Annotated in this window: 20 protein-coding genes; 5 read left to right on the top strand and 15 right to left on the bottom strand. The window is 58.4% G+C overall.

The genetic code is table 11. The annotated features are described in order from the left end of the window. The first annotated feature begins 116 nt into the window (after nt 1-116). Nucleotides 117-902 (top strand): transporter substrate-binding domain-containing protein, encoded by a 786-nt coding sequence (locus B3I26_RS26240; RefSeq protein WP_296262206.1) that lies wholly within the window; start codon nt 117-119, stop codon nt 900-902. Between the two features lie 146 nt (nt 903-1,048). Beyond that, nucleotides 1,049-2,029, top strand: a complete 981-nt coding sequence (locus B3I26_RS26245) for an ATPase (RefSeq protein WP_296262207.1) — start codon at nt 1,049-1,051, stop codon at nt 2,027-2,029. Nucleotides 2,030-2,072: 43 nt separating this feature from the next. Here B3I26_RS26245 and B3I26_RS26250 read toward each other — a convergent pair whose 3' ends face one another. From B3I26_RS26250 to hmpA, 9 genes are all read right to left on the bottom strand, one after another. After that, the gene (locus B3I26_RS26250) at nt 2,073-2,696 is read right to left on the bottom strand and encodes a CatB-related O-acetyltransferase (protein WP_296262208.1); all 624 of its coding nucleotides are present in this window, start codon (nt 2,694-2,696) and stop codon (nt 2,073-2,075) included. A gap of 41 nt (nt 2,697-2,737) precedes the next feature. Beyond that, the gene (locus tag B3I26_RS26255) at nt 2,738-3,595 is read right to left on the bottom strand and encodes a glycosyltransferase family 2 protein (RefSeq protein WP_296262209.1); all 858 of its coding nucleotides are present in this window, start codon (nt 3,593-3,595) and stop codon (nt 2,738-2,740) included. A 287-nt stretch (nt 3,596-3,882) separates the two neighbouring features. Beyond that, the gene (gene cyoE, locus B3I26_RS26260) at nt 3,883-4,773 is read right to left on the bottom strand and encodes a heme o synthase (protein ID WP_296262211.1); all 891 of its coding nucleotides are present in this window, start codon (nt 4,771-4,773) and stop codon (nt 3,883-3,885) included. A gap of 10 nt (nt 4,774-4,783) precedes the next feature. Next, a complete protein-coding gene (gene cyoD / locus B3I26_RS26265; protein WP_296262212.1) occupies nt 4,784-5,116 on the bottom strand; it encodes a cytochrome o ubiquinol oxidase subunit IV in 333 nt (110 codons plus the stop codon). Next, nucleotides 5,117-5,749, bottom strand: a complete 633-nt coding sequence (locus tag B3I26_RS26270) for a cytochrome o ubiquinol oxidase subunit III (protein WP_296262214.1) — start codon at nt 5,747-5,749, stop codon at nt 5,117-5,119. Between the two features lie 3 nt (nt 5,750-5,752). After that, nucleotides 5,753-7,771, bottom strand: coding sequence for a cytochrome o ubiquinol oxidase subunit I (gene cyoB / locus B3I26_RS26275; protein ID WP_296262217.1), 2,019 nt, complete (start codon nt 7,769-7,771; stop codon nt 5,753-5,755). A 3-nt stretch (nt 7,772-7,774) separates the two neighbouring features. After that, on the bottom strand, nt 7,775-8,710 hold the full coding sequence (gene cyoA, locus B3I26_RS26280) for a ubiquinol oxidase subunit II (protein ID WP_296262219.1): 936 nt from the start codon (nt 8,708-8,710) through the stop codon (nt 7,775-7,777). 469 nt (nt 8,711-9,179) lie between these two features. Further along, nucleotides 9,180-9,689, bottom strand: a complete 510-nt coding sequence (locus B3I26_RS26285) for a disulfide bond formation protein B (protein ID WP_296262220.1) — start codon at nt 9,687-9,689, stop codon at nt 9,180-9,182. 296 nt (nt 9,690-9,985) lie between these two features. After that, the gene (hmpA, locus tag B3I26_RS26290; protein WP_296262221.1) at nt 9,986-11,167 is read right to left on the bottom strand and encodes an NO-inducible flavohemoprotein; all 1,182 of its coding nucleotides are present in this window, start codon (nt 11,165-11,167) and stop codon (nt 9,986-9,988) included. Nucleotides 11,168-11,455: 288 nt separating this feature from the next. On the opposite strand from hmpA, the gene B3I26_RS26295 reads away from it, so the two are divergent. The 3 genes from B3I26_RS26295 to B3I26_RS26305 are packed head-to-tail and all read left to right on the top strand — an operon-like array spanning nt 11,456 to nt 13,230. Continuing rightward, nucleotides 11,456-12,352 carry a chemotaxis protein CheV gene (locus tag B3I26_RS26295; protein ID WP_296262222.1) on the top strand — a complete coding sequence of 299 codons (897 nt, stop codon included), beginning with the start codon at nt 11,456-11,458 and terminating at the stop codon, nt 12,350-12,352. A gap of 41 nt (nt 12,353-12,393) precedes the next feature. Next, on the top strand, nt 12,394-12,855 hold the full coding sequence (locus B3I26_RS26300) for a GNAT family N-acetyltransferase (protein WP_296262223.1): 462 nt from the start codon (nt 12,394-12,396) through the stop codon (nt 12,853-12,855). Nucleotides 12,856-12,906: 51 nt separating this feature from the next. Beyond that, nucleotides 12,907-13,230 carry a hypothetical protein gene (locus tag B3I26_RS26305; RefSeq protein ID WP_296262225.1) on the top strand — a complete coding sequence of 108 codons (324 nt, stop codon included), beginning with the start codon at nt 12,907-12,909 and terminating at the stop codon, nt 13,228-13,230. 372 nt (nt 13,231-13,602) lie between these two features. Here B3I26_RS26305 and B3I26_RS26310 read toward each other — a convergent pair whose 3' ends face one another. From B3I26_RS26310 to B3I26_RS26335, 6 genes are all read right to left on the bottom strand, one after another. Continuing rightward, the gene (locus B3I26_RS26310) at nt 13,603-13,839 is read right to left on the bottom strand and encodes a hypothetical protein (protein WP_296262226.1); all 237 of its coding nucleotides are present in this window, start codon (nt 13,837-13,839) and stop codon (nt 13,603-13,605) included. A gap of 106 nt (nt 13,840-13,945) precedes the next feature. Next, nucleotides 13,946-14,938: a fimbrial protein gene (locus B3I26_RS26315; protein ID WP_296262227.1), complete on the bottom strand. Its 993-nt coding sequence runs from the start codon at nt 14,936-14,938 to the stop codon at nt 13,946-13,948. Between the two features lie 2 nt (nt 14,939-14,940). Next, nucleotides 14,941-15,678 carry a fimbrial biogenesis chaperone gene (locus B3I26_RS26320; RefSeq protein WP_409522040.1) on the bottom strand — a complete coding sequence of 246 codons (738 nt, stop codon included), beginning with the start codon at nt 15,676-15,678 and terminating at the stop codon, nt 14,941-14,943. 20 nt (nt 15,679-15,698) lie between these two features. After that, entirely contained in the window at nt 15,699-18,146 is a 2,448-nt protein-coding gene (locus tag B3I26_RS26325; protein WP_296262229.1) for a fimbria/pilus outer membrane usher protein, read from the bottom strand. 285 nt (nt 18,147-18,431) lie between these two features. After that, entirely contained in the window at nt 18,432-19,187 is a 756-nt protein-coding gene (locus B3I26_RS26330) for a fimbrial biogenesis chaperone (protein ID WP_296262230.1), read from the bottom strand. Between the two features lie 61 nt (nt 19,188-19,248). Further along, the gene (locus B3I26_RS26335; RefSeq protein ID WP_296262231.1) at nt 19,249-19,833 is read right to left on the bottom strand and encodes a fimbrial protein; all 585 of its coding nucleotides are present in this window, start codon (nt 19,831-19,833) and stop codon (nt 19,249-19,251) included. Nucleotides 19,834-20,115: the final 282 nt, after the last annotated feature.

The raw sequence follows: 20,115 nt of genomic DNA on the forward strand, positions 1-20,115 counted from the left end.
GCCGGCCTTGCTCTGCAACTCAAAACCTGCCGAAGATCTGTCTTGCCAACCCTTCCCCAGTGCCCCGCTCGCCTCTATAACGACAACCCGGCTCATTGATTCACAGGATCGACAGCATGAACACATGCATTACCGCCAGCCTCCTGCTGGGCGTGTTGGGCGTAGCTCAGGCGCAGGCCGCCGAGCCGATTTCGCATCTGGATGCGGTTCAGCAGCGGGGCGAATTGGCCGTCTGCACGACGGGCGATTACAAGCCTTATACCTTTCTCAAGCCCGACGGCCAGTACGAGGGCATCGACATTGAGCTGGCGCAGTCGCTCGCACAGGGTCTGGGGGTGAAGGTGAAGTGGGAGCCGACGACCTGGAAAACCCTGATGACAGACTTCACCGCGGGTAAATGCGACATCGCAGTGGGCGGGATTTCGGTGACGCTGGACCGCCAGAAGAATGCGTTTTTCAGCGATACCCTCGATGTCGACGGCAAGGTGCCGCTGGTGCGCTGCGAGGATCAATCGAAGTACCAGAGCGTTGCGCAAATCAACCAACCCAACGTGCGCGTGATCGAGCCGCAAGGTGGAATCAACGAGGCATTTGCCCGGGCTTATCTGCCCAATGCCAAGCTTGAATTCCATGACAACAAGACGATCTTTCAGCAGGTGCTGGACAACAAGGCCGACGTGATGATCACCGACGCTTCTGAAGCCTTGTACCAACAGAAGCGCATGCCGGGGCTGTGCACGGTGAACCCTTCGCGCTATATGCAATATGGCGAGAAGGCGTACCTGTTGCCCCGTGACGATGTGAGCTGGAAGTCGTATGTGGATCAGTGGCTGCACCTGTCGAAGGCCACGGGGGCGTATCACAAGGTGGTGGCGCAGTGGCTGGCGGTGCCGCCGCAGTAAACGAATCCCTCCGTCGGTCCGGCTTGCCGGGGGGTGGCGTCATTGATAGCAGCCCGCTGCACGGCACGATTTAAGCGCTTGTGCAGTGCGCTGGCGATTGAGCATCATGCTCGCACGTCACCTCGGCGAAGGACCCTGCCGCATTCATGAAGACCAGCAAGAGCATCACCCGCGCGTTTTGTGTCGAATTGCAGCAAGAACTCTCGATCGTTGCTGCGCGGCGTGAGTATTTCTCCCAGGAACCGCCTCGGGCGCGCTTCAACTTTCTGTGCTCGACAGAGGCCTGTCGCGCGCAGGGCGTGAAGATCACGGGCGTGCGTTATGACGTGAAGCCCCAGGAGCATCCAACCTTCGTCGCGGCGCACTTCAGGGCCAACCCCAATTACGAGCACCACGTCGATTGTGAATGGGTCGACGAGGGCGCGCCTGACGAAGAAACTCCCGCGCTTCAGGAAACCGAATCGCAGAGCGCGCTGCGCAAGGTCAAACGCAAACTGGATGATTACATCGATGTGTTTGACCCCGCACTCAGGGAGCGCGTGAAATCAGAACCCGCTGCGGCTCCTGCGCCCGACAAGACTCCAGATGAACAAACGACCGATGTAAGGGCTGCGTCTGACACGCCGAAAAACAAACAGCCTGCGCAAACCCGCACCAATAATCTGGAGCGGCTGGTGGACAGCTTCCGTCAGGCTCAGGCGCAGCTCACCAAGGAAGAGTTCGCCCTGCTGACTCTGCGCGTTCCGGGTCAGGGTGAGGTTTCGCTGCGTGCGTATTTTCGCCATATCAAGTTCGCCCAATTGGCGGACCCGCGCAGGGTGCTCTACGGCGGCGGGCTGGTGGAGCGCTATGGCACCGGGTTCAAGTTCAAATTCTTCGATCGGCTGCAAGGCAAGCAGGTGACGCTGTACGTCTCACCTGCCCAGATGCAGGCCTATCGTTCAAGCCGCTATATCAGTGAGCTTTTGAGTCACGCCAATGAGGTGCGCTTCTTTACCGTGTTTGCGTTGGGGACGCTCAAAGCCAGCCCTTCGGGCAAGAGCGTCAGCGTGGAGATCGAGGATTTGCGACATCTGGCGATTGTGCTCGGCCCGGCAAAAACCCCAGACGAGCACCAGTCGCAGTGAGCCGCCTGTCATCCTTCAGAAAGGGTCAACCGGAGGCTCAGCATCACGCCGCGTTGCGCGACGTGATGTAGTCCAGAAAGGTGCTCAGGTCCGAACCTGAGAGCATTCTGGCGACAGATTTGACCTCTTCCATCGGCCAGTCCCACCACGCCGCACGCAGCAGTTGCTCGCGAACCTCTTCGTCGAAGCGCCAGCGGATGAATTTGCAGGGATTGCCGCCGACCACCGCGAACGGCGGCACGTCTCGGGCGACTACCGCTCCAGCGGCCACGATGGCACCATGCCCGATGGTCACGCCGGACAGGATGGTGGCACCGGCGCAGATCCAGCAATCGCTGCCGATGAGTACATCGCCTTTGCTCGGCGCGTAATCCTTGATGTCTTCCAGCCCCTTCATCATCGCCGGGAAGGGATAGGTGGTGAGCCAATCAGTACGGTGCTCGCCGCCGAGCAGGACCTTCACCCCGGCGGCAATCGAGGTATAAGAACCGATGCGCAGCACGGTGTCGTCACCGAACTCGAACACTTCCGGAATGCCATAGGTGCCCGTGCCCACGACGTAGTGCGGATAGCGCAGGCGGATTTTCTCCGGCGCACGTTCGAGCTTATCCAGGCTGCGCAGGCGCTTTCTGGTTTTGCGGGTCTTGAGCAGTTCGAGGAGTTTCATGCAGTTGTCCGTAAGCGAAAGCAGGCGCGCCGGTGATCGGTTCAGCTGCCTTGGCGGTGCAGCAACAGACGCTTGAAGCGGCGGAAGGTGGTTTTGTTGAACTGTCGGAAGGGGATCGAGCGCAGCAATGTCCAAGCGTACTTTTTATCGCTGACCACTGCGTACTTCAAGGCTTTGTTGATGATCGCAGTCAATCCGCGGTTATACGCCGGGTGCGTTCGATAGGGGGCGATGGTGCGCATGTCGGCGTCTAACAGCACCTTGTAGCGCCGCGACAGGTTGTTGGGGTGGCGGCGGTAGCGGGTGACGCTCACCGGCAGCACATGAACCTCATAGCCTTTGCAGGCGATTTTGAGGGTCATTTGGAAATCCTGGACCCTGATGTCGGGGTCGTAAAAATCAACGCTTTTAAGCGCATCCATGCGGTATAGCGACACCGGGGCACCGACCACGACCGCGTCGCCGAGGATTTCATCGAAGGTAAGCTTCTTGATCCCTGAGAGCTTCTGGATCTTGGTGTCGTTGCCGTCCGAGTCCATGTAGATAATCAGCGCGCCGACACAGCCGACTTCTGGGTGCTGGTTCAGGTACTCGGCGCGCAGACGCACGGATGAGGGCAGCATGATGTCGTCCAGATCAGGCGTGCAAACGTAGTCACCCCGAGCGTACTTGAGCCCGTGGTTCAAGGCGGCACTGACGCCGCCGTTGGCCTGGGAGTACAGCTGGAAATCGTATTTGCCTTGCAGCGCCTCAAGCATCGCCACGCTGTTATCACTGGAACCATCGTCGACGATGATGACTTCGAAGTTCTGATAGTCCTGGGCGAAGATGCTGGCAATGGCGGCGTCCAGATACCTTTCTGCGTTGTAGCAGGGCGCGATGATCGATACGAGGGGCATCGAGTCATGCTGGGGCCGCAGTTCTGGGGTGATTTGGTCAGTCATAATTCTGTTTGTTGTGTCTCTACGACCGGATCAGATGCATTTCGCTACGATCCCTGTACAAAACAGACACATGATGCGGCAAAGCGATGGCTTTTGTCATGAATGATTGGCGGTTGGGATTGGAAAAAACAGTCAGGCCCTAGCGGGTCGAGGGTGTATTCAATGCAATCCATGGATGGCAGCCAATAAAAAACCCCGCTGCTCATACGAACAACGGGGTCTTTTTTGTTGGGTTCAGGCGATCAAGGCGCTGCGTACGTTACCAGCAGTTCCTTAGTTACCTGAAAATCCAGCGACATTGCCACGCTCAAAGCTGTGATAGTGAAGATGGAGAACACGAACAGCTTGCGTGCCCAAACGATGTCGTCTTTGGCCTTGTAGCCTGTCCACGCCATGTATAACCAGTACATGCCCATCGCAGCAGCGACGGCCAGATAGTTGAGCCCGGCGTAACCGCCGAACGTCAGCATCAACGTCGCCAACAGAAACGCCAGGATGTAGATCAGGATATGCCGCTTGGCCACCCGAATGCCGCGCTTGACCGGAAGAACCGGAATCGAGGCAGCCAGGTAGTCGTTGAAGCGGAAAATCGCGATGGCGTAGGAGTGAGGCATCTGCCACAGGCTGAACATGACCAGCAAAGTCAGCGCAGCAAGGTCGAAGCTGTTACTCACTGCGACATAGCCAATGACGGGAGGCATCGCTCCGGAGAGACTGCCGACCAATGTTCCGTGAACGGATTTGCGTTTCAGGTACAGGCTGTAGAAGCCGACGTAAATCACAAAACCGATCACTGCAAACAGTGCCGCCAGGGCGTTGGCCTTGAAGTACAACAGGCCAACACCGATCACACCCAGCACCGTGGCATAAGCCAGCGCCAGTTTCAGGGAAACCAGCCCCTGAACCAGCACACGGTTCTTAGTGCGTTCCATCTTCAGATCGATATCGCGGTCGATGCAGTTGTTGAAGACACAACCGGACGCTACGACCAGCGACGTACCAATCATCGCTACGAGGAACAGGCCGAAATCGACATGCCCCTTGGACGCCAGAAAAAAGCCACCAGCCACCGAAAGCACGTTACCGAAAATGATCCCCGGTTTGGTGATTTGGATAAAGTGCTTCAGTGACATCAGGTTTTCCTCACTTCGCCATCATGGCGGTGTGAATGCTGAACATGATCCAGACAGTCAGGCCCACCAGCAGAAGGATAACCAGCGTTGCGAACGCGAAAGCGACCACGTTGTTGCGCTGTCCAGTCGAACGATCCAGGTGCAGGAAATACACCAGGTGAACCAGAACCTGAACGACTGCGAAGATCAGCACGACCCACAGGGTGGCGATTTTCGAGATTGTCGGGAACATCACCAGACCGAAAGGAACCGCGGTCAGGATGATCGACAGTACGAAACCGACCATGTACGACTTGTAGCTGCCATGGCTGGAGTCGTCATGAGATTGATGTGAATTCGCCATTTAGATGGTCCCCATCAGATAGACAACGGTGAACACGCAGATCCAGACCACGTCCAGGAAGTGCCAGAACAGGCTGAGCATGCTCAGGCGGGTCTGGTTGGTCCCGGTCAGGCCGTGCTTGTTGACCTGGTACATCAGGATCGCCATCCAGATCAGACCGCTGGTTACGTGCACACCGTGGGTGCCTACCAGCGTGAAGAACGCCGAGAGGAAGCCGCTGCGGTTAGGACCGTAGCCTTCGGAGATCAGCATGTGGAACTCATTGATCTCCATGCCGATGAAGCCCAGACCGAACAGGAAGGTCACGAACAACCAACCCAGCACGCCCGACTTGTTGCCTTTGTGCATCGCCAACATGGCGAAACCGTAGGTGATCGAACTGAGCAACAGGCAGGCGGTTTCGCCAAGCACGTAAGGCAGTTCGAAAATGTCGTGGCCCGAAGGACCACCTGCGACGTTGTTAACCAGCACTGCATAGGCGGCGAAGATCGACGCGAACAAAATGCAGTCGGTCATCAGGTACAACCAGAAGCCGAAGATTTTCATCTCGCCGGCGTCGTGATGACCGTGATCATGATCATGGTCATGCGCGTGGTCGTGACCCTTCGCACCATCAAATACTAAGTTCGACATTGTTTATGCCTGCTCCAGCTTGTTGACAGGAGTGTTTGCCTGAGCATTGCGGACCGAGTCCAGGATCCTGTGGTGTTCGCCTTCGATACGTGCCACTTCGGAAGCAGGAACCATGAAGCCCTGATCGTCACGTGCAGCGTGAATGACGAAATAGATGATCGTGCCGGCGAGGCTCGCGATCGACAGCCACCAGATGTGCCAGATCATTGCAAAACCGAAAACGGTAAGCAGCGCACCCATCACCAGACCGGTTGCCGTGTTGTTCGGCATGTGGATGTCGGAGTACCTGGCCGGAACCTTGTACGCTTCGCCATCACGTTTGGCTGCGTAGAACGCATCGATCTCTTCAGCCTTCGGCATTTCTGCGAAGTTGTAGAACGGAGGTGGCGAGGAAGTCGACCACTCCAGGGTGTGGCCATTCCAGGGGTCACCGGTGAGATCGCGGTTCTGATCACGGTCACGGATACTTACGTACAGCTGGATCAGTTGGCAGGCAACACCCACCGCGATCAGCATGGCGCCCCAGAAGGCAACGTGCAGGTAAGGAGTCCAGTCCGGGTTATCAGTTGTGTTCAGGCGACGGGTCATGCCCATGAAGCCCAGCGCGTACAGCGGCATGAATGCCACGTAGAAGCCAGAGATCCAGAACCAGAACGCTGCCTTGCCCCACTTTTCGTTCAGCTTGAAGCCGAACGCTTTCGGGAACCAGAACGCGAAGCCCGCGATGTAACCGAATACAGCACCACCGATGATCACGTTGTGGAAGTGCGCGATCACGAACAGGCTGTTGTGCAGTACGAAGTCAGCGCCCGGCACTGCCAGCAGTACACCGGTCATACCACCAATGGAGAAGGTGACCATGAAGCCCAGGGTCCACATGACGGGTGCAGTGAAGCGCAGACGTCCCTGGTAGATCGTGAACAGCCAGTTGAACAGTTTCACACCCGTCGGGATGGAGATCAGCATCGTCGCCAGTCCGAAGAAGGCGTTGACACTTGCACCCGAGCCCATGGTGAAGAAGTGGTGCAGCCAGACCATGAAGCCCAGTACGGAGATCGCACCCGAGGCGTAGATCATCGAATGGTGGCCGAACAAGCGCTTGCCGGTGAACGTCGAGATAACCTCGGAGAAAACACCGAACGCCGGCAGGATGAGGATGTAAACCTCAGGGTGACCCCATGCCCAGAACAGGTTCACGTACATCATTGGGTTACCACCCAATTCGTTCGTGAAGATATGGAAGTCCAGGTAACGGTCAAGAGTCAGCAGCGCCAAGGTCGCGGTCAGGATCGGGAATGAAGCCACGATCAGGACGTTGGCCCAGGTGCAGGTCCAGGTGAAGATAGGCATGTCCATCATTTTCATGCCAGGCGCACGCATCTTCAGAACGGTAACCAGGAAGTTAACGCCCGTCAGTGTCGTACCCAAACCTGATAGCTGAAGTGCCCAGATGTAGTAATCCACACCCACGCCCGGGCTGTAGCCCAGTTCAGACAGCGGTGGATAAGCAACCCAACCTGTACGTGCGAATTCGCCGACACCCAGGGACACGTTCACCAGAACCACACCGGAGATCAGCAGGTACAGGGACAGGGAGTTCAGGAACGGGAACGCAACGTCGCGAGCGCCGATCTGCAGAGGCAGAACGATGTTCATCAGACCGGTGAAGAATGGCATCGCCATGAAAATGATCATGATCACACCGTGAGCGGTGAAGATCTGGTCATAGTGTTCAGGCGGCAGATAGCCAGGCGACCCTTCAGTGGCCAGGGCCAGTTGGGAACGCATCATCACGGCGTCAGCAAAACCGCGAATCAACATGACCATGGCGATGGCGATGTACATCACACCGATTTTCTTATGGTCAACCGATGTCAGCCACTCGGTCCACAAGTAGGTCCATTTCTTGAAATACGTGATCAGACCGAGCACCGCCACACCGCCAATAGCGATCATGGCAAGCGTGATCATGACTATCGGTTCGTGAAACGGTATCGCGTCCAGACTTAATTTACCAAACATCGTTTACTCCTCTGCCTGCGCAGCTGAATGCTTACCCATGTCCATCCCTTCCGTACCGGCCACTTCTTTCTTCTCGTGAACAATCTTGCCCGGCTTCATACCTTCATACTTATCGATGATAGTCTGGAACAGGTTTGGAGCGACTGCAGAGTAGAGTTCAACGGGGTTGCGTTCGCTAGGTTTGGCCAATGCAGCGTATTCAGCCGTTCCCAGCTGTTTAGGTGAACTCTTGACTTCGGCAACCCAGGCATCGAAGTCTGCCTGTGAAGTGGCGGTTGCCTTGAATTTCATGCCGGTGAAGCCCGCGCCGCTGTAGTTGGCGGAGATACCGTCGAATTCGCCATTTTCATTGGCGATCAAGTGCAGCTTGGTCTGCATGCCGGCCATGGCGTAGATCTGGCCGCCCAGTGCCGGGATGAAGAACGAGTTCATGACCGCATCGGAAGTAATGCGGAAATTGACCGGCGTGTTGGCCGGGAACACGATCTTGTTAACGGTGGCGATGCCCTGTTCCGGGTAGATGAACAGCCACTTCCAATCCAGCGCCACTACCTCGATGGTCACCGGTTTGACGTCGGACTCAAGCGGACGGTAAGGGTCCAGCGCATGGGTCGACTTGTAGGTGAAGTAACCAAGAATGGCGATGATGATCATCGGGATCACCCACACGATCAGTTCGATTCGGGTCGAATGCGCCCAATCGGGGGTGTAAGTGGCCTTCTTGTTCGACGCGCGATACTTCCAGGCGAAGATGATGGTCATGCAAATGACCGGCACCACCACTAGCAGCATGAGCAAAGTAGCCGTGACGATCAGGTCACGCTCTTGCACGCCAATATGGCCCTTGGGATCCAGCAGGGTGTAATCGCACCCGCTGAGCAGGAGCATGCTGAAAAGGGCCAAGAAGCCAAAAAACCTGGGGTACCTTTTTTTACTCATCTCACGACCTCTAAAAGCAGCTTTCGCATCGCAGTTGGGTTTCGATCGCCAACACTTCACCCTGCCAGGTGCTGGCAAATTCTTTGGATTGAACAGGGGCCTGTCAGGAAGCGTGCGGCCTCGTAACAAATCCAGGTGCTGCAGTGGTTTCTTATTCGAATGGTGGCAACCGCCATGCGGTCCAAATCCCTTTGCGCAGACATTCGGAATTTGACTCAAGAGGCCATCCAGACGGCGTCTACAAAGGCGTAAAAAACGCTTTCCGACCTCGATTTACGCCGCCTCCAAGAGAAGGGGGCGTTAAGTGGGGGCGATTGTAGATACGTAAAGTTTTATTGACTATGAGTTTCTGCGCAACAGTTAATTTCCGGATCGGTAAGAATGCGCGCATATGCCGCACCCGAAAAAACCGCAAAGGCCCTAAATTTACTAAGGAATTCGGGGCCTTTTTTTCCGCAACACTTTGTAATCAACGTGCTTTCAGACGGTTGCGGACGATACCGACTGGTACCAGAATCACGGTGAGAACGAAAGCGATCAATGCCCACTGAGCAAGCGACAGTCCGAAAACTGGCGGATATGGCGTCTCGCAGAAGCCAGCCACCTGAAAGCCAAGGGGAAACAGGGAGGCCAGTGGCAGGCCATCGACGATCGGCTGCAACACATCGATACCGCAGCTTTCGGTGGGATGGCTCTGAATCCACACATGGCGCCCGGCAGCAATCACGCCTCCCACAGCGCTGAGCGTGACCAGTACTTCACAGATGCTCAGGCTCAAGCGACCCGGCATGGCCGCGCCAATGAACGCGAAAATGGCAATGAACAATAGTGCGTAGCGTTGCAGTATGCACAGGGGGCAAGGTGCCTCGCCCAGCACGACCTGCATGTAAAGCGCCCCGCCGATCAGTGCGAGACAGATGATCCCTAGCAGGGACAGGAACTGCTTTTCGCGTCGCAGGTAAACAATCTCGTCAGTCATTCACATACCCTTTGAATGTGGTGTCCTTGCAGATCGACAGATCCACCTCGTTGCGTGCCACGCAGTGCCCGCAAAGCCGACAATTCTACCATCGTCGCAGCGGCCCGCCGGAGCAGATGGTGAGCACGGGCGCATTAGCCGGATATTAACCGTGTCACGTAACACCGGCGGGCACCAGAGACGACCCTTCCCTATATAGGAACATGCGACCCTTTGCCGCGGTAGCTGGTCGAGCCACGCTTCTTATATATAGAAGGATGCGTCCATTTGTCGCAGCCCCTGCATCACTTGAATACTCACTCCAGTGCTGACGCTGGTCCGAAGAATTCATAATGCATTTGCTTGTCCGGCACGCCTGCCGCTCGCAGTTGGCGTTTGACTGCGGCCATAAAGCCCTTCGGCCCCAGAAAGTAAGCGTCCAGGTCACGATTGGCTGGCAGCCACTGCTCCAACTGCGCCTGATCCAGCAACCCTGCTGCATGAGCCGCGGGGCTAATGCCGTCATCTTCGCTGTAAAGGTAAAAAAGTTTGAGCTGTGGATGCTTGCCCGCCAGCTCTTCGACCCAGTCGCGGAAGGCGTGAACCGCGCCATTACGTGCGCAGTGGATGAAGTGAACCGGCCGCTGGGTTTCCACTGCTGCCTCCAGCATCGTCAGCGTAGGTGTAATACCCACGCCCCCGCTGATCAGCACCAGAGGCTTGTTGCTAGCCTCAAGTGTGAATTCGCCCGAAGGCGGAAACAAATTGATGCTGCCTCCGACTTGCAGTTGATCGTGCAGATAGTTGGACGCCCGACCATCGGGTACGCGCTTGACGCTGATGCGGTACTGGTTATTCCTCGCTCGTGCCGACAACGAATAGTTGCGCCGAATCTCTTCGCCATCGAGGAACAGTTGCAAACCAATGTACTGGCCCGCGGTGAAGTCAAGGATCGCCTGGCCATCGACCGGAGCAAAGTAGAACGAGGTGATCTCGGCACTTTCCGGCATCCTGGCCACCACCTTGAACGCACGGGCACCGCGCCAGCCACCGGGGGCGCGGGCTTTTTCGTCATAGAGGGCGGTTTCATGGCCGATGAGGATGTCGGCCAGTTGCTGGTAAGCGTTGCCCCAGGCACCGATGACCTCATCGGTGGCGATATCGGCACCCAGCACTTCCCGGATCGCTTGCAGCAGACATTCACCCACGAGGGGGTAATGCTCGGGCAGAATCTGCAAGGCGACATGCTTGTTGATGATCCTGGAAACCAGATCGCCCAGCTGTTCGAGCTGATCGATGTGCCGTGCATACATCAGTACGCCATTGGCCAACGCTCGAGGCTGATCACCGCTCGCTTGATGGGCTTGGTTGAACAACGGCTGGACCTGGGGATAGGTGTTGAGCAGCTTGCTGTAGAAATGAGTAGTCAGCGCCTCGCCGCCGCTTTCCAGCAGCGGCACAGTGGATTTGACGATGGCACGATCCGATGCATTCAACATGGGGATTCCTTGAACATGATTGAAAAATGAATGCCTTGTCTGTATCAGGAAGCGTGCCACAACAAATAGTCTTAAAAATCAAATCGATATGATATTAAAGTCATTTTGACTACAGATATGTGCAGTCATAAACACCTCCAAGGAGTCTTTTTGACAGCGATCGCAGCGCCTGCGCTTTCCAGTCCACACCAAAAAGGTTAAAGCCAGCCTGCTGAGAGTCGATACACCGTTATCGACGGCTGTTTGCGCGCTCTGGCGCATTCAGACACTGCATGAAAGAAGGTTAATATGTCCAAAAACGCTCGAGCAGATTCGCTCTCGCTGCTGCTCTTCACGCTACGTAGCGGAAAGTTGATGGCGATCAACCTGCTCAAGGTCAGTGAGATCATTCCCTGCCCTCCCCTCACCCGGCTGCCCGAATCGCACCCGCACGTCAAAGGCGTGGCGACATTGCGCGGCAACTCGTTATCGGTAATTGACCTGAGCCGCGCGATTGGAGAACGTCCGCTGGTCGACCCCCACGGCGGCTGCCTTATCGTGACCGATGTCAGCCGCTCCAAGCAGGGGTTGCACGTGCAGGCGGTGAGCAAGATCGTCCATTGCCTGACCACGGACATCCGTCCGCCGCCCTTCGGCTCGGGCAACAAGTCGTTCATCACAGGCGTCACCCAGGTGGATGGCACGCTGGTGCAGGTGCTGGACATCGAGAAGGTCATTCATGGTATCGCTCCAGCGCAGATCCTCGCCGAATCCACAGAACTCAGCACCGCAGATGCCGAGGTCCTGACCAAGGCGCGGATTCTGGTCGTCGATGACAGCCAGGTCGCGCTGCAACAGTCGGTCATCACCCTGCGCAACCTGGGGCTTGACTGCCATACCGCGCGCAGTGCCCGCGAGGCGATCGACCAGCTGCTGGACCTGCAAGGTACGGCGCAGCAGATCAACGTGGTGGTCTCCGATATCGAGATGTCGGAGATGGACGGCTATGCGCTCACCCGCACCCTGCGCGAGACTCCGGACTTTCAAGAGCTCTACGTATTGCTGCACACTTCGCTGGACAGCGCGATGAACGCCGAAAAAGCCAAGGCGGCGGGCGCCAACGCGGTGCTAACCAAATTTTCCTCGCCCGAGCTGACACGATGCTTGATCGAAGCCGCACGTACGGTCGAAGCCCAAGGGATCTGAGACCCGCCCCGGACGACGCATCCAGCGCTCACTACTGGCTGATGCGTCGCGACCTCACTCAGCCCCTTCGCGCAGGGACCTGGCCGCAGTCACTGCGCACAGTGCCCGTCAGCGCCGAAAACGCCAGCGCCGTCCACCAATTGCTGATGCTGGGGACCGAACTGGGTGGCGGGCGCGTGCCAGCGTTCGAAACGTGGCTGAGCGGCTTTGAGAACGATCCGGAATTCGATCCGCGGCTGTGCTTCGTCGTGCACGATCCGTTTGGCGTGGCAGCAGTGGCGCAATGCTGGACCAGTTCATTCATCCGCAACCTGGTGGTTCATCCTCGTGCTCAGGGACGTGGCGTGGCGCTTGCCGTACTGCGTCGGGTGTTCGAGGCCTTTGCCGAACGTCACGAAAGACAGGTCGATCTCAAGGTCATGGAGAGCAATCTGACTGCCCGCCGCGTATATGAGCGCGCCGGTATGCAGTATGTGGAACGCTGCGAACTGGAACCGCGCTGAACCAGTCAAACTGACGGTCATTGAACTGATAAAGAACCGATAGAGATGCGCGTGAAACGAATCATCCTGCTGTTACTGGGCCTGACCGCAGTCGTCGGTCAAGCCAATGCCTCGAGTGCGGATGCCTGGAAAGCATCCAACAAGGCGCTGCTGGACGGATGCATTGCTGCCAGTTCATTGAAGAACGCCAAGCCCGCCGGGGCAATCGCGATGTTCGATGACAGCGTGGGGTACGACGCGCTGTTGATCAAGGGCCAGTACAAGCAGGCGTTCATGAAGAACAGGCCCGGTACCGAACTGTGCCTATACGACCGCAAGAACAACAAAGCGCTGATCACCGAGTGGGATAACGTGACGACGTTGCCTAATAAGTAGTTTTTCGACGCGACCCTTGTCGGCGAGTAAGAGGCATCCATGACAAGCGTCGCGGTCGTGCTTTTCCCCCATGTCCAGTCTTTGGCGCCGCCGGGCCTCTCGACGTGTTCGCCGAAGCCAATCGTTTCGTAGCCGAGGAAGAAGGCCACCGATAGTCACCATCGGCGCCACGCGCTACCCGATCATTGCCGCGCGGACGCGGCTGGTCTTCAGTCAGCGCCTGGGGTGACGCCAACACAGTATCGGGACAGCTTTCGCAAGCAGGGTTGAACAGGGAGCGCCTGTGGAAGCGACCACAGGGTAAGTGCCCGGGCAGCAGATTTGAGCACTCTGCCCCGCACCGACAGTTATCCGGCTTTCGCGCGCAGTCGGTCAGCGCTTGCCCATCGAGCGCCGAGTGCCCGATGGCGCGGCGCCGGGACGCTTGTCGTGGTTCGACTTGCCCGGCCCTTTGTAGTGCGCCGGTTCTTTCTTGGCCTGCAACAGCTCGCCCGGTTTGAACGGAAAACTGAACGATGCGATCACCGGTTTCTTCTCCCCGCCCTCAGAAGTAGCAACTTCGGTTTCGACGGCAATGTCGGGAGCTGGCGTGTGTTCGGGAGTGGTCATGGAAGCTCCGTGATCGCAAACGGTCGATGGGTAAACAGGCCGAGCCCGCAAGCCGCGCAGCATACCTCAATCCCCACGCAACCGCCTGTGGCAACCGAGCGATGGTTTACTTATAAAACAGATCCACCATCACTTGCGCCGAGAAAGGTCCAGCCACTGGCGTGCGGGTCTGCCACACCAGCTCGGCGTTGAAATCAGTGGTACCTGAATAGGTTTCATCTGGCAGGTCGATGAGGTGGAAAGGCTCGTTGAAACGAATGGGGCGATGCGCCGGTGCGCGGGTAATACGAATGCCGATGCTGTCGTTGCCCACCGGCACCAGCACATCGCCTAGCAGCTTGCCAGACACAGGCGTAAACCGCGCGTTGAGACTGTACGGAGAATCGCAGGTGCGACTGGTCGCCAATGCAAATTGCCGAACGGTCGCCACCTCGCCTGCGCGAACATTCTGGATTGGCACGATACCGAACTCGACCGTCTCCGGCAGTACCCGCAGTTCGGCGTTGCAAGCGACGAAGCGCAGTCCGGAAAGACTGTTGATGATGTAGTTGAGGTTATTGTCAGGCAACGGATTCATGCCCTGGGCGCTGTCGATTTGAAACACTCGATAATCGAGCAGGTCACTGGCCACGCCCGAGGGCGGCGTAGGCCCGAACTTCTCGATGAACACTGAAAACAACAGGTTGAAGACGGCCTTCGGGCACGCCGGGCCATTACCCACGCCCTCCATACAAGCCGGGAGCACGTGCTGCGTCGCAACCGGGCCACTGCCGTGCACATAATCGACGCCATTGAGCGTGATCCCGGCCCGGATCCCCTCGCCGATGCGTTGTTTATCAGGGTTTAGGTACAGCACCACATCCTCTGCCGGCCCGAATCGTTCGCGGGAACATTCGACGACGAGGTGATGCCGCTCCGAACGCCACGCCGCGCGGCCGTCGGGCAACGTCGCGGGTATGGCGACGGTGCTGCTCAGATCAGCGTAAATCGCAGCCTCGCCCGCCCCCTGGGTCTTGCAGGTCATGGCCATGCCGGTGACCGGGAGCAGCAACAATAGAGCGAACGTCGAATACCCGCGCCAGAAAGACAAGGTGGCCATGGTCAGCATTTCCCTATGGATGAGCCGGCGGACGGCCGCAATCGCGCTGTGAACGGCGTGTGGTATTGGGCCGGTGCACAAAAGTCGCGCAGCCCGCCGTAGTCGGTCAGCGCGCTAAAACTCAGGCCTGTTTCACCTGTGCCTATTGTCGGCGTTGGCTGCAACGGCAGTGAACGCGCGGAAAAAGGCGCGAGCATCAAGTCTTCTGCGACTTCGACCTGGTTGAACGCAAGCTTATGCAGCGCCACATGGAACGGCGTCGGATTACGCACTCTCAGCACCTGGTGATCGTCGCTGTCCCACTGCCAGGCAAGATGCTGCGCCGCCTCGGCAGCATCGCCTTCCAGCCCGGCCGGTCGATAGAACACGTTGATGCGCTGGCGTACGGCAATGTTCAACTGCTGGCTGGGCGCGCTGCGACGCGGCACTTCCAGCACGTACAGATGCAGCAACGACTCGCGGTCCTGGGGCATGCCTACGCCTTGATAAAGCACGCGCAAGGTCTGCCTGCCCTGGGGCGGCAACTGCGCCAGGTGCGGAGTGAGCACAAACGGCAGGTCGGCCGCCGCCTCATTGGCACCGGCGTCCGTGAGCCAGGCCTGAATCAGCACTTGAGTGTGACCAGGGTTGCGGATCTCGATTTTCGCCTCAGCAAACCGACCATCGAATACCAGACGCGTGCCCGCCAATGTCACCACGGCCTGGGCGTTATGGCAGAGCAATGTTGCCAATACGAACATCACGATTGCGATTGCCCCCTTCACAGGCAGACCACCTTGACCCGGTCATAGGTGCGTTGTGGGTCTCGGGGAGGGAGATCGAACTGCGCGCGGCAGTGTTGATCGGACCACTTTATGACCAACTCGCCACTGTCCTGCTCACTCAAGACCAACGCGCGGCCAGAGGGGTCCACGGCAGCCAGCAGCTTGCCTTGCTCATCCTCGACCATCGCGCCCAACGGCAGATGCCCGCCGTCATGGTGAAGCAACTCGAACTGCACGCGCCGCCCCACCGTGGCCTTGAAACTGACCACAGGCACGGCCCCACGACGCGGGATAAGCTGAGTAACGGCGTTTTCCAGTTCGACATCGGCGCCCAATTGCCGAGTATCCAGGCTAACCCAATTGGCGCGGTAAGGCTGGGTGTAAGGAAGAATGGCGTAGCCGTTGCTTGCGGTTTCGACATTGCTGAAATTGCTCAGGCGGGCCCCCGTGACATCCGCGACCTGCACCAGCGCGAAGGTTTCGCCTAACGGCTGTCCGAAATTCACCCCGCCGCCGTGGGCGACCACCGACCCTGTCGCCCCGAGGCTGAAACTGTGATAGTCGCGGCCCTGACCGTAACCGGCGTCGAAGCGTCCGAACGGCGTGGTGGTATTGAGCTTGCCGGAGCCGCTGGCCCCTGACCGGCTGTCGTGTCCGGCCTGCAGGGAGTAGAACGTGTTACGGTCATCGAAGACCTGCCCGTTGAGACCGCCCTGCACCGTGGCGTCGCCGGAGCTGTCATGCACGGCGTTGAAAAACGCCCGTGACGAGGACGGACTGTCGCCCAGCGGCAAGCTTAGGGTCAGTGCGATGCGGTTATCCGAGCGGCTCTGGCCATCGCGCTGGAAGGTCTGATTGCGCTCCAGCGAAACGCCATAACTGAGGCTGCGCCAGGCAGCGCTCCAGGACAGGTACAACTGCCGGGTTTTGCCTGTCGAGTTCCAGTAACGTTGCTCGGAACCGGTCAGGCTAAGCGACGCCGACTGTTCGGCCAGGGCCTGGGTCAGGTTGAGCTCGACCCGATCCTTTGCGCGGCCAATGGCGCGATCGAAGGCGGGACCGCCCAGGGCCTGCAGTTCGTCGACATGCTCTTCGAAGGTGCGGTATCTATCAGTGGAGTGGCGATAACCGGCCACCGCGAGCGTGGTGTTGGTCAGCTCCAGCGTATTGGCATAGCGCATACGTAAGCTTTGCCCGGTGTAGGATTGGCGCTGTGGCTGGCTGATGGATTGAGTCAGGTCCAGGGAAACCGCGCCCAGCCCGGTATTGATGCCTGCCCCGATGCTAGCTGCCTGAAAATCCTCGGCCACCTGCGCGCCGCCGAAGGCAGTCACATGCTCCGTCAGCCCGTAAATCAGCGTCGCGCTGGTGAAGAATGGCGACTGCGCGCGCTCATCGTGACTGTCGTAATGGCCTGCGGCGAGGCTAAAACGCGACGCACCTTTGGGCACCATGATGGGCAACGACGCATAAGCCTGCACGAATACCCGCCTGCGCCCGTCAGCTTCGATCACGGTAATTTCCAAATCACCATTAGAGCCGCTGGGATAGAGGTCGGAGATCTCGAACGGCCCCGGCGGGACGTTACCGCTGTAAAGCATGAAGCCGCTTTGGCGCACCTCCACCGTAGCGTTGGTGTCGGCAATCCCGTGAATGATCGGCGCGTAGACCCTTTCGCTGTCAGGCAGCATGCCGTCATCCGAGGCGAGCATTGCGCCGATGAAACGCACGCTGTCGAACACCTGCGAATCGGTGAAGGTTTCACCCAGGGTCAATTGGCTCTTGAAGGCGGTGATGTCGCGCTGCACGAAGGTTCGGTTGCTGCGAAAACGATAGGGCTGGGTGCTGCCGTAAACCAGCGAAGATTCATTGCGCAACCGCCACGCGCCCAGATTCAGCCCGTTGCGCAGGCCCAGAAAATACTGGTCCTGCGTCTGGCCGGACCGGCTGCGGCGTGCAGCGCTGAAGCTGTAATTGGCGAATGCAGCCCTCTGGCCCTCGTCCCACAGCTGCGGCGACACATAGCCACGAACCCTGCGTGACATCATCGCCTGGGGAATGCTGACGTTCAGCCGCAGGCTGGTGGGCTGGTACTCGACATGGGCAAACTCGACCCTGGCAGGCAAATCGAAACAATGACCGGGCGTGCTGCCACTTTCGTCCAGACCCGAGGTGTCCATGCCCAACTGCGCGAGCAGGTCCAGGGTCAGGCAGGCTTCGACCACGCCGCTGGCAGGGTTGGCCGCGAAGTCAAGGTCACGCCGGCCACTCAAGGTGCGGTTGACGTAGATATCGACCCGGTAGGTGCCCGGCGCCACGCTGTTGCCTTGAAGAAAGGCTTCCAGATCCGCTGGCTGGTCCGTGCCCTGGATGAACGCGGTGTTGAATTTTACCTCCGCAGATGCCAAGCGCTGGCCAGTACTGCCGCTGCTGCCGTCGGCCATCGCGACTGCACTGGAGCCGACCACCCATGCGGCGGTGGCGGCGATACAGATGGATAACGGGTGACGCCCCGCAGTGGTGTGCGGTCGCGATGCGGACCTGCGTCTCCACGGCAGGACGGTATTGGAAATACATCTTTTTATGTGCCTGTCTCGCCGTTCCATTAGCTAGCTCACTCGTGCGCTGAGTGCCGATGCGCTGCAGAATCGTTTCTCACAGGCGTGCGACGCAGTAGCCGAACACGCATCCGGCTCAAAAAATGGGTCAACGAAAATGCCCGCCCAGCGCTACTCAGGAGCTGATTCGACTTTGCTGGCTTGAGTCACTCGCTCGCCTGAGACCTTGGCGCGGTAAGGCTCCTGAGCACCAAAGTCGTTGATGCTGATGAACGCCAGGTCCAGGGGCCCGCGCGAGTTCACCGGCTGCAGCGGCAAGCGCAGGCGTGTCTTGGGCGCCAGCATCCGACTGTCTTCCTTGAGCAGTACCTGCCCGTCATGCGTGACCTCAAGCTTGATCGTTGAGACGTGATAAGGCCCGGGGTTGGTGACCTCCAATTGCCCGTCTCGCAGCTGCCACTGCAGTGCTTGCGCTGCTTGGAGCGGATTGTCCGTGAGCCCCTGTGGCCGGTAGAACAGCTTGATGCGCTGGCGGATGGCGATCTGCAGCTCGTTGTCGCGGGCGGTCTGGGGGATTTCCTGCACATTCAGCCAGAGCACCGACTCGCGGTCGCTCGCCAGTCCTTCACCGGAATAGATAATGCGGATCAGTTGCTTGGCGTTTCCGGCCATCCGCGCCAGCGAAGGGGTGATCGCGAACAGCGGACTGATCGCCGACTGGATCTGGCTTTGGTCCTCCAGCCAGGACTGCGCGAGGATTTCGCCCGTCCCGGTGTTGTGCACCTGCAGGCTGGCCTCCCTGTCGGCGCCCTGATAAATGACACGCGTAGTATTGAGCACGATGCCCGCGTGGGCATGGGCAGCCAGGGTCATCGCCAGTACCGCGCACAACCCGCGCAGCGAGCGCCCAAGGAGAGAAAAACACATGATGGAAGCGTCTCGAAATCGGAGGGTAGCGGGACGAGCTGTGCTCACCCCGCCGGTGGCATCACTGATAGTCCATCACGAACGGCAAGAAGCCATCTGCGTTACCCGGATTGGTGGCCGCACCATTGAGCACGTAGACCGCGCCGAAGTTGAGTTCTGCGGTAGCGCCGCCAGCCCCATCCTGTATCAGGTCGGCGCTGATGGTTTCGTTGCCGGAAAGATCCATCAACTGGTACGAAGCGTTGAGCATACCGATGCCTACACCGTCGGCAGCACCGGTGGTGCGCAGCAGTCGTTGGTCTCGGTTATCCAGGCCGCTGCCTTGGCGTGCGACGAAGCGCATGTCGACAGTGTCGTAGGCTGAAGCGCCCCCGGTGCAGTTGACCAATAGCTGGATAGGCGCGGCGGTTTCGAGCCGGTTATCGGCAAAACGGCCGATATCAGCGAACGATACATTGCCAAGATCGACGTTGATGTCGCCTGGGTTGGTCCCGGCGCTTGCACCGGTACCGGCATTTATGTCGCAGGTAATGTCGGTCAGCGTGCCGTTGAGTACCAGTCGGCCATTGTTCGCCGCGCTGGCAGTGCCCGCCAGGCTCAGGCCCAGTGCCGCCACGATAGCTATAGAGAGAGAAATGTTGTTCATCTTAACGACGCTCCTTGTGTCAATTCGTATGTGCCCAATAGGGCGGCAACGACTATATGCGGGCGGCGCAGGATCAGATGTCAGGCTACCTACCTCGCGCATGCAGAAATGACAGTGGCGCCTGCAAGAACTTTCTGCAGGAGCTGACAGACTGAATCCTAAACCGCCGAATGGCGTGGCTTTGCGGACAACCACCCAAAGGAAGGTTGGCCCAACCTATCTGCGAGGTGGTGAGCCATCGCCTGATGAGGAATACAAAAAAACCGCCTTGGCCGGAGTCGG

It is taken from the genome of Pseudomonas sp. UBA5706 (assembly GCF_002419965.1).
GTDB lineage: Bacteria > Pseudomonadota > Gammaproteobacteria > Pseudomonadales > Pseudomonadaceae > Aquipseudomonas.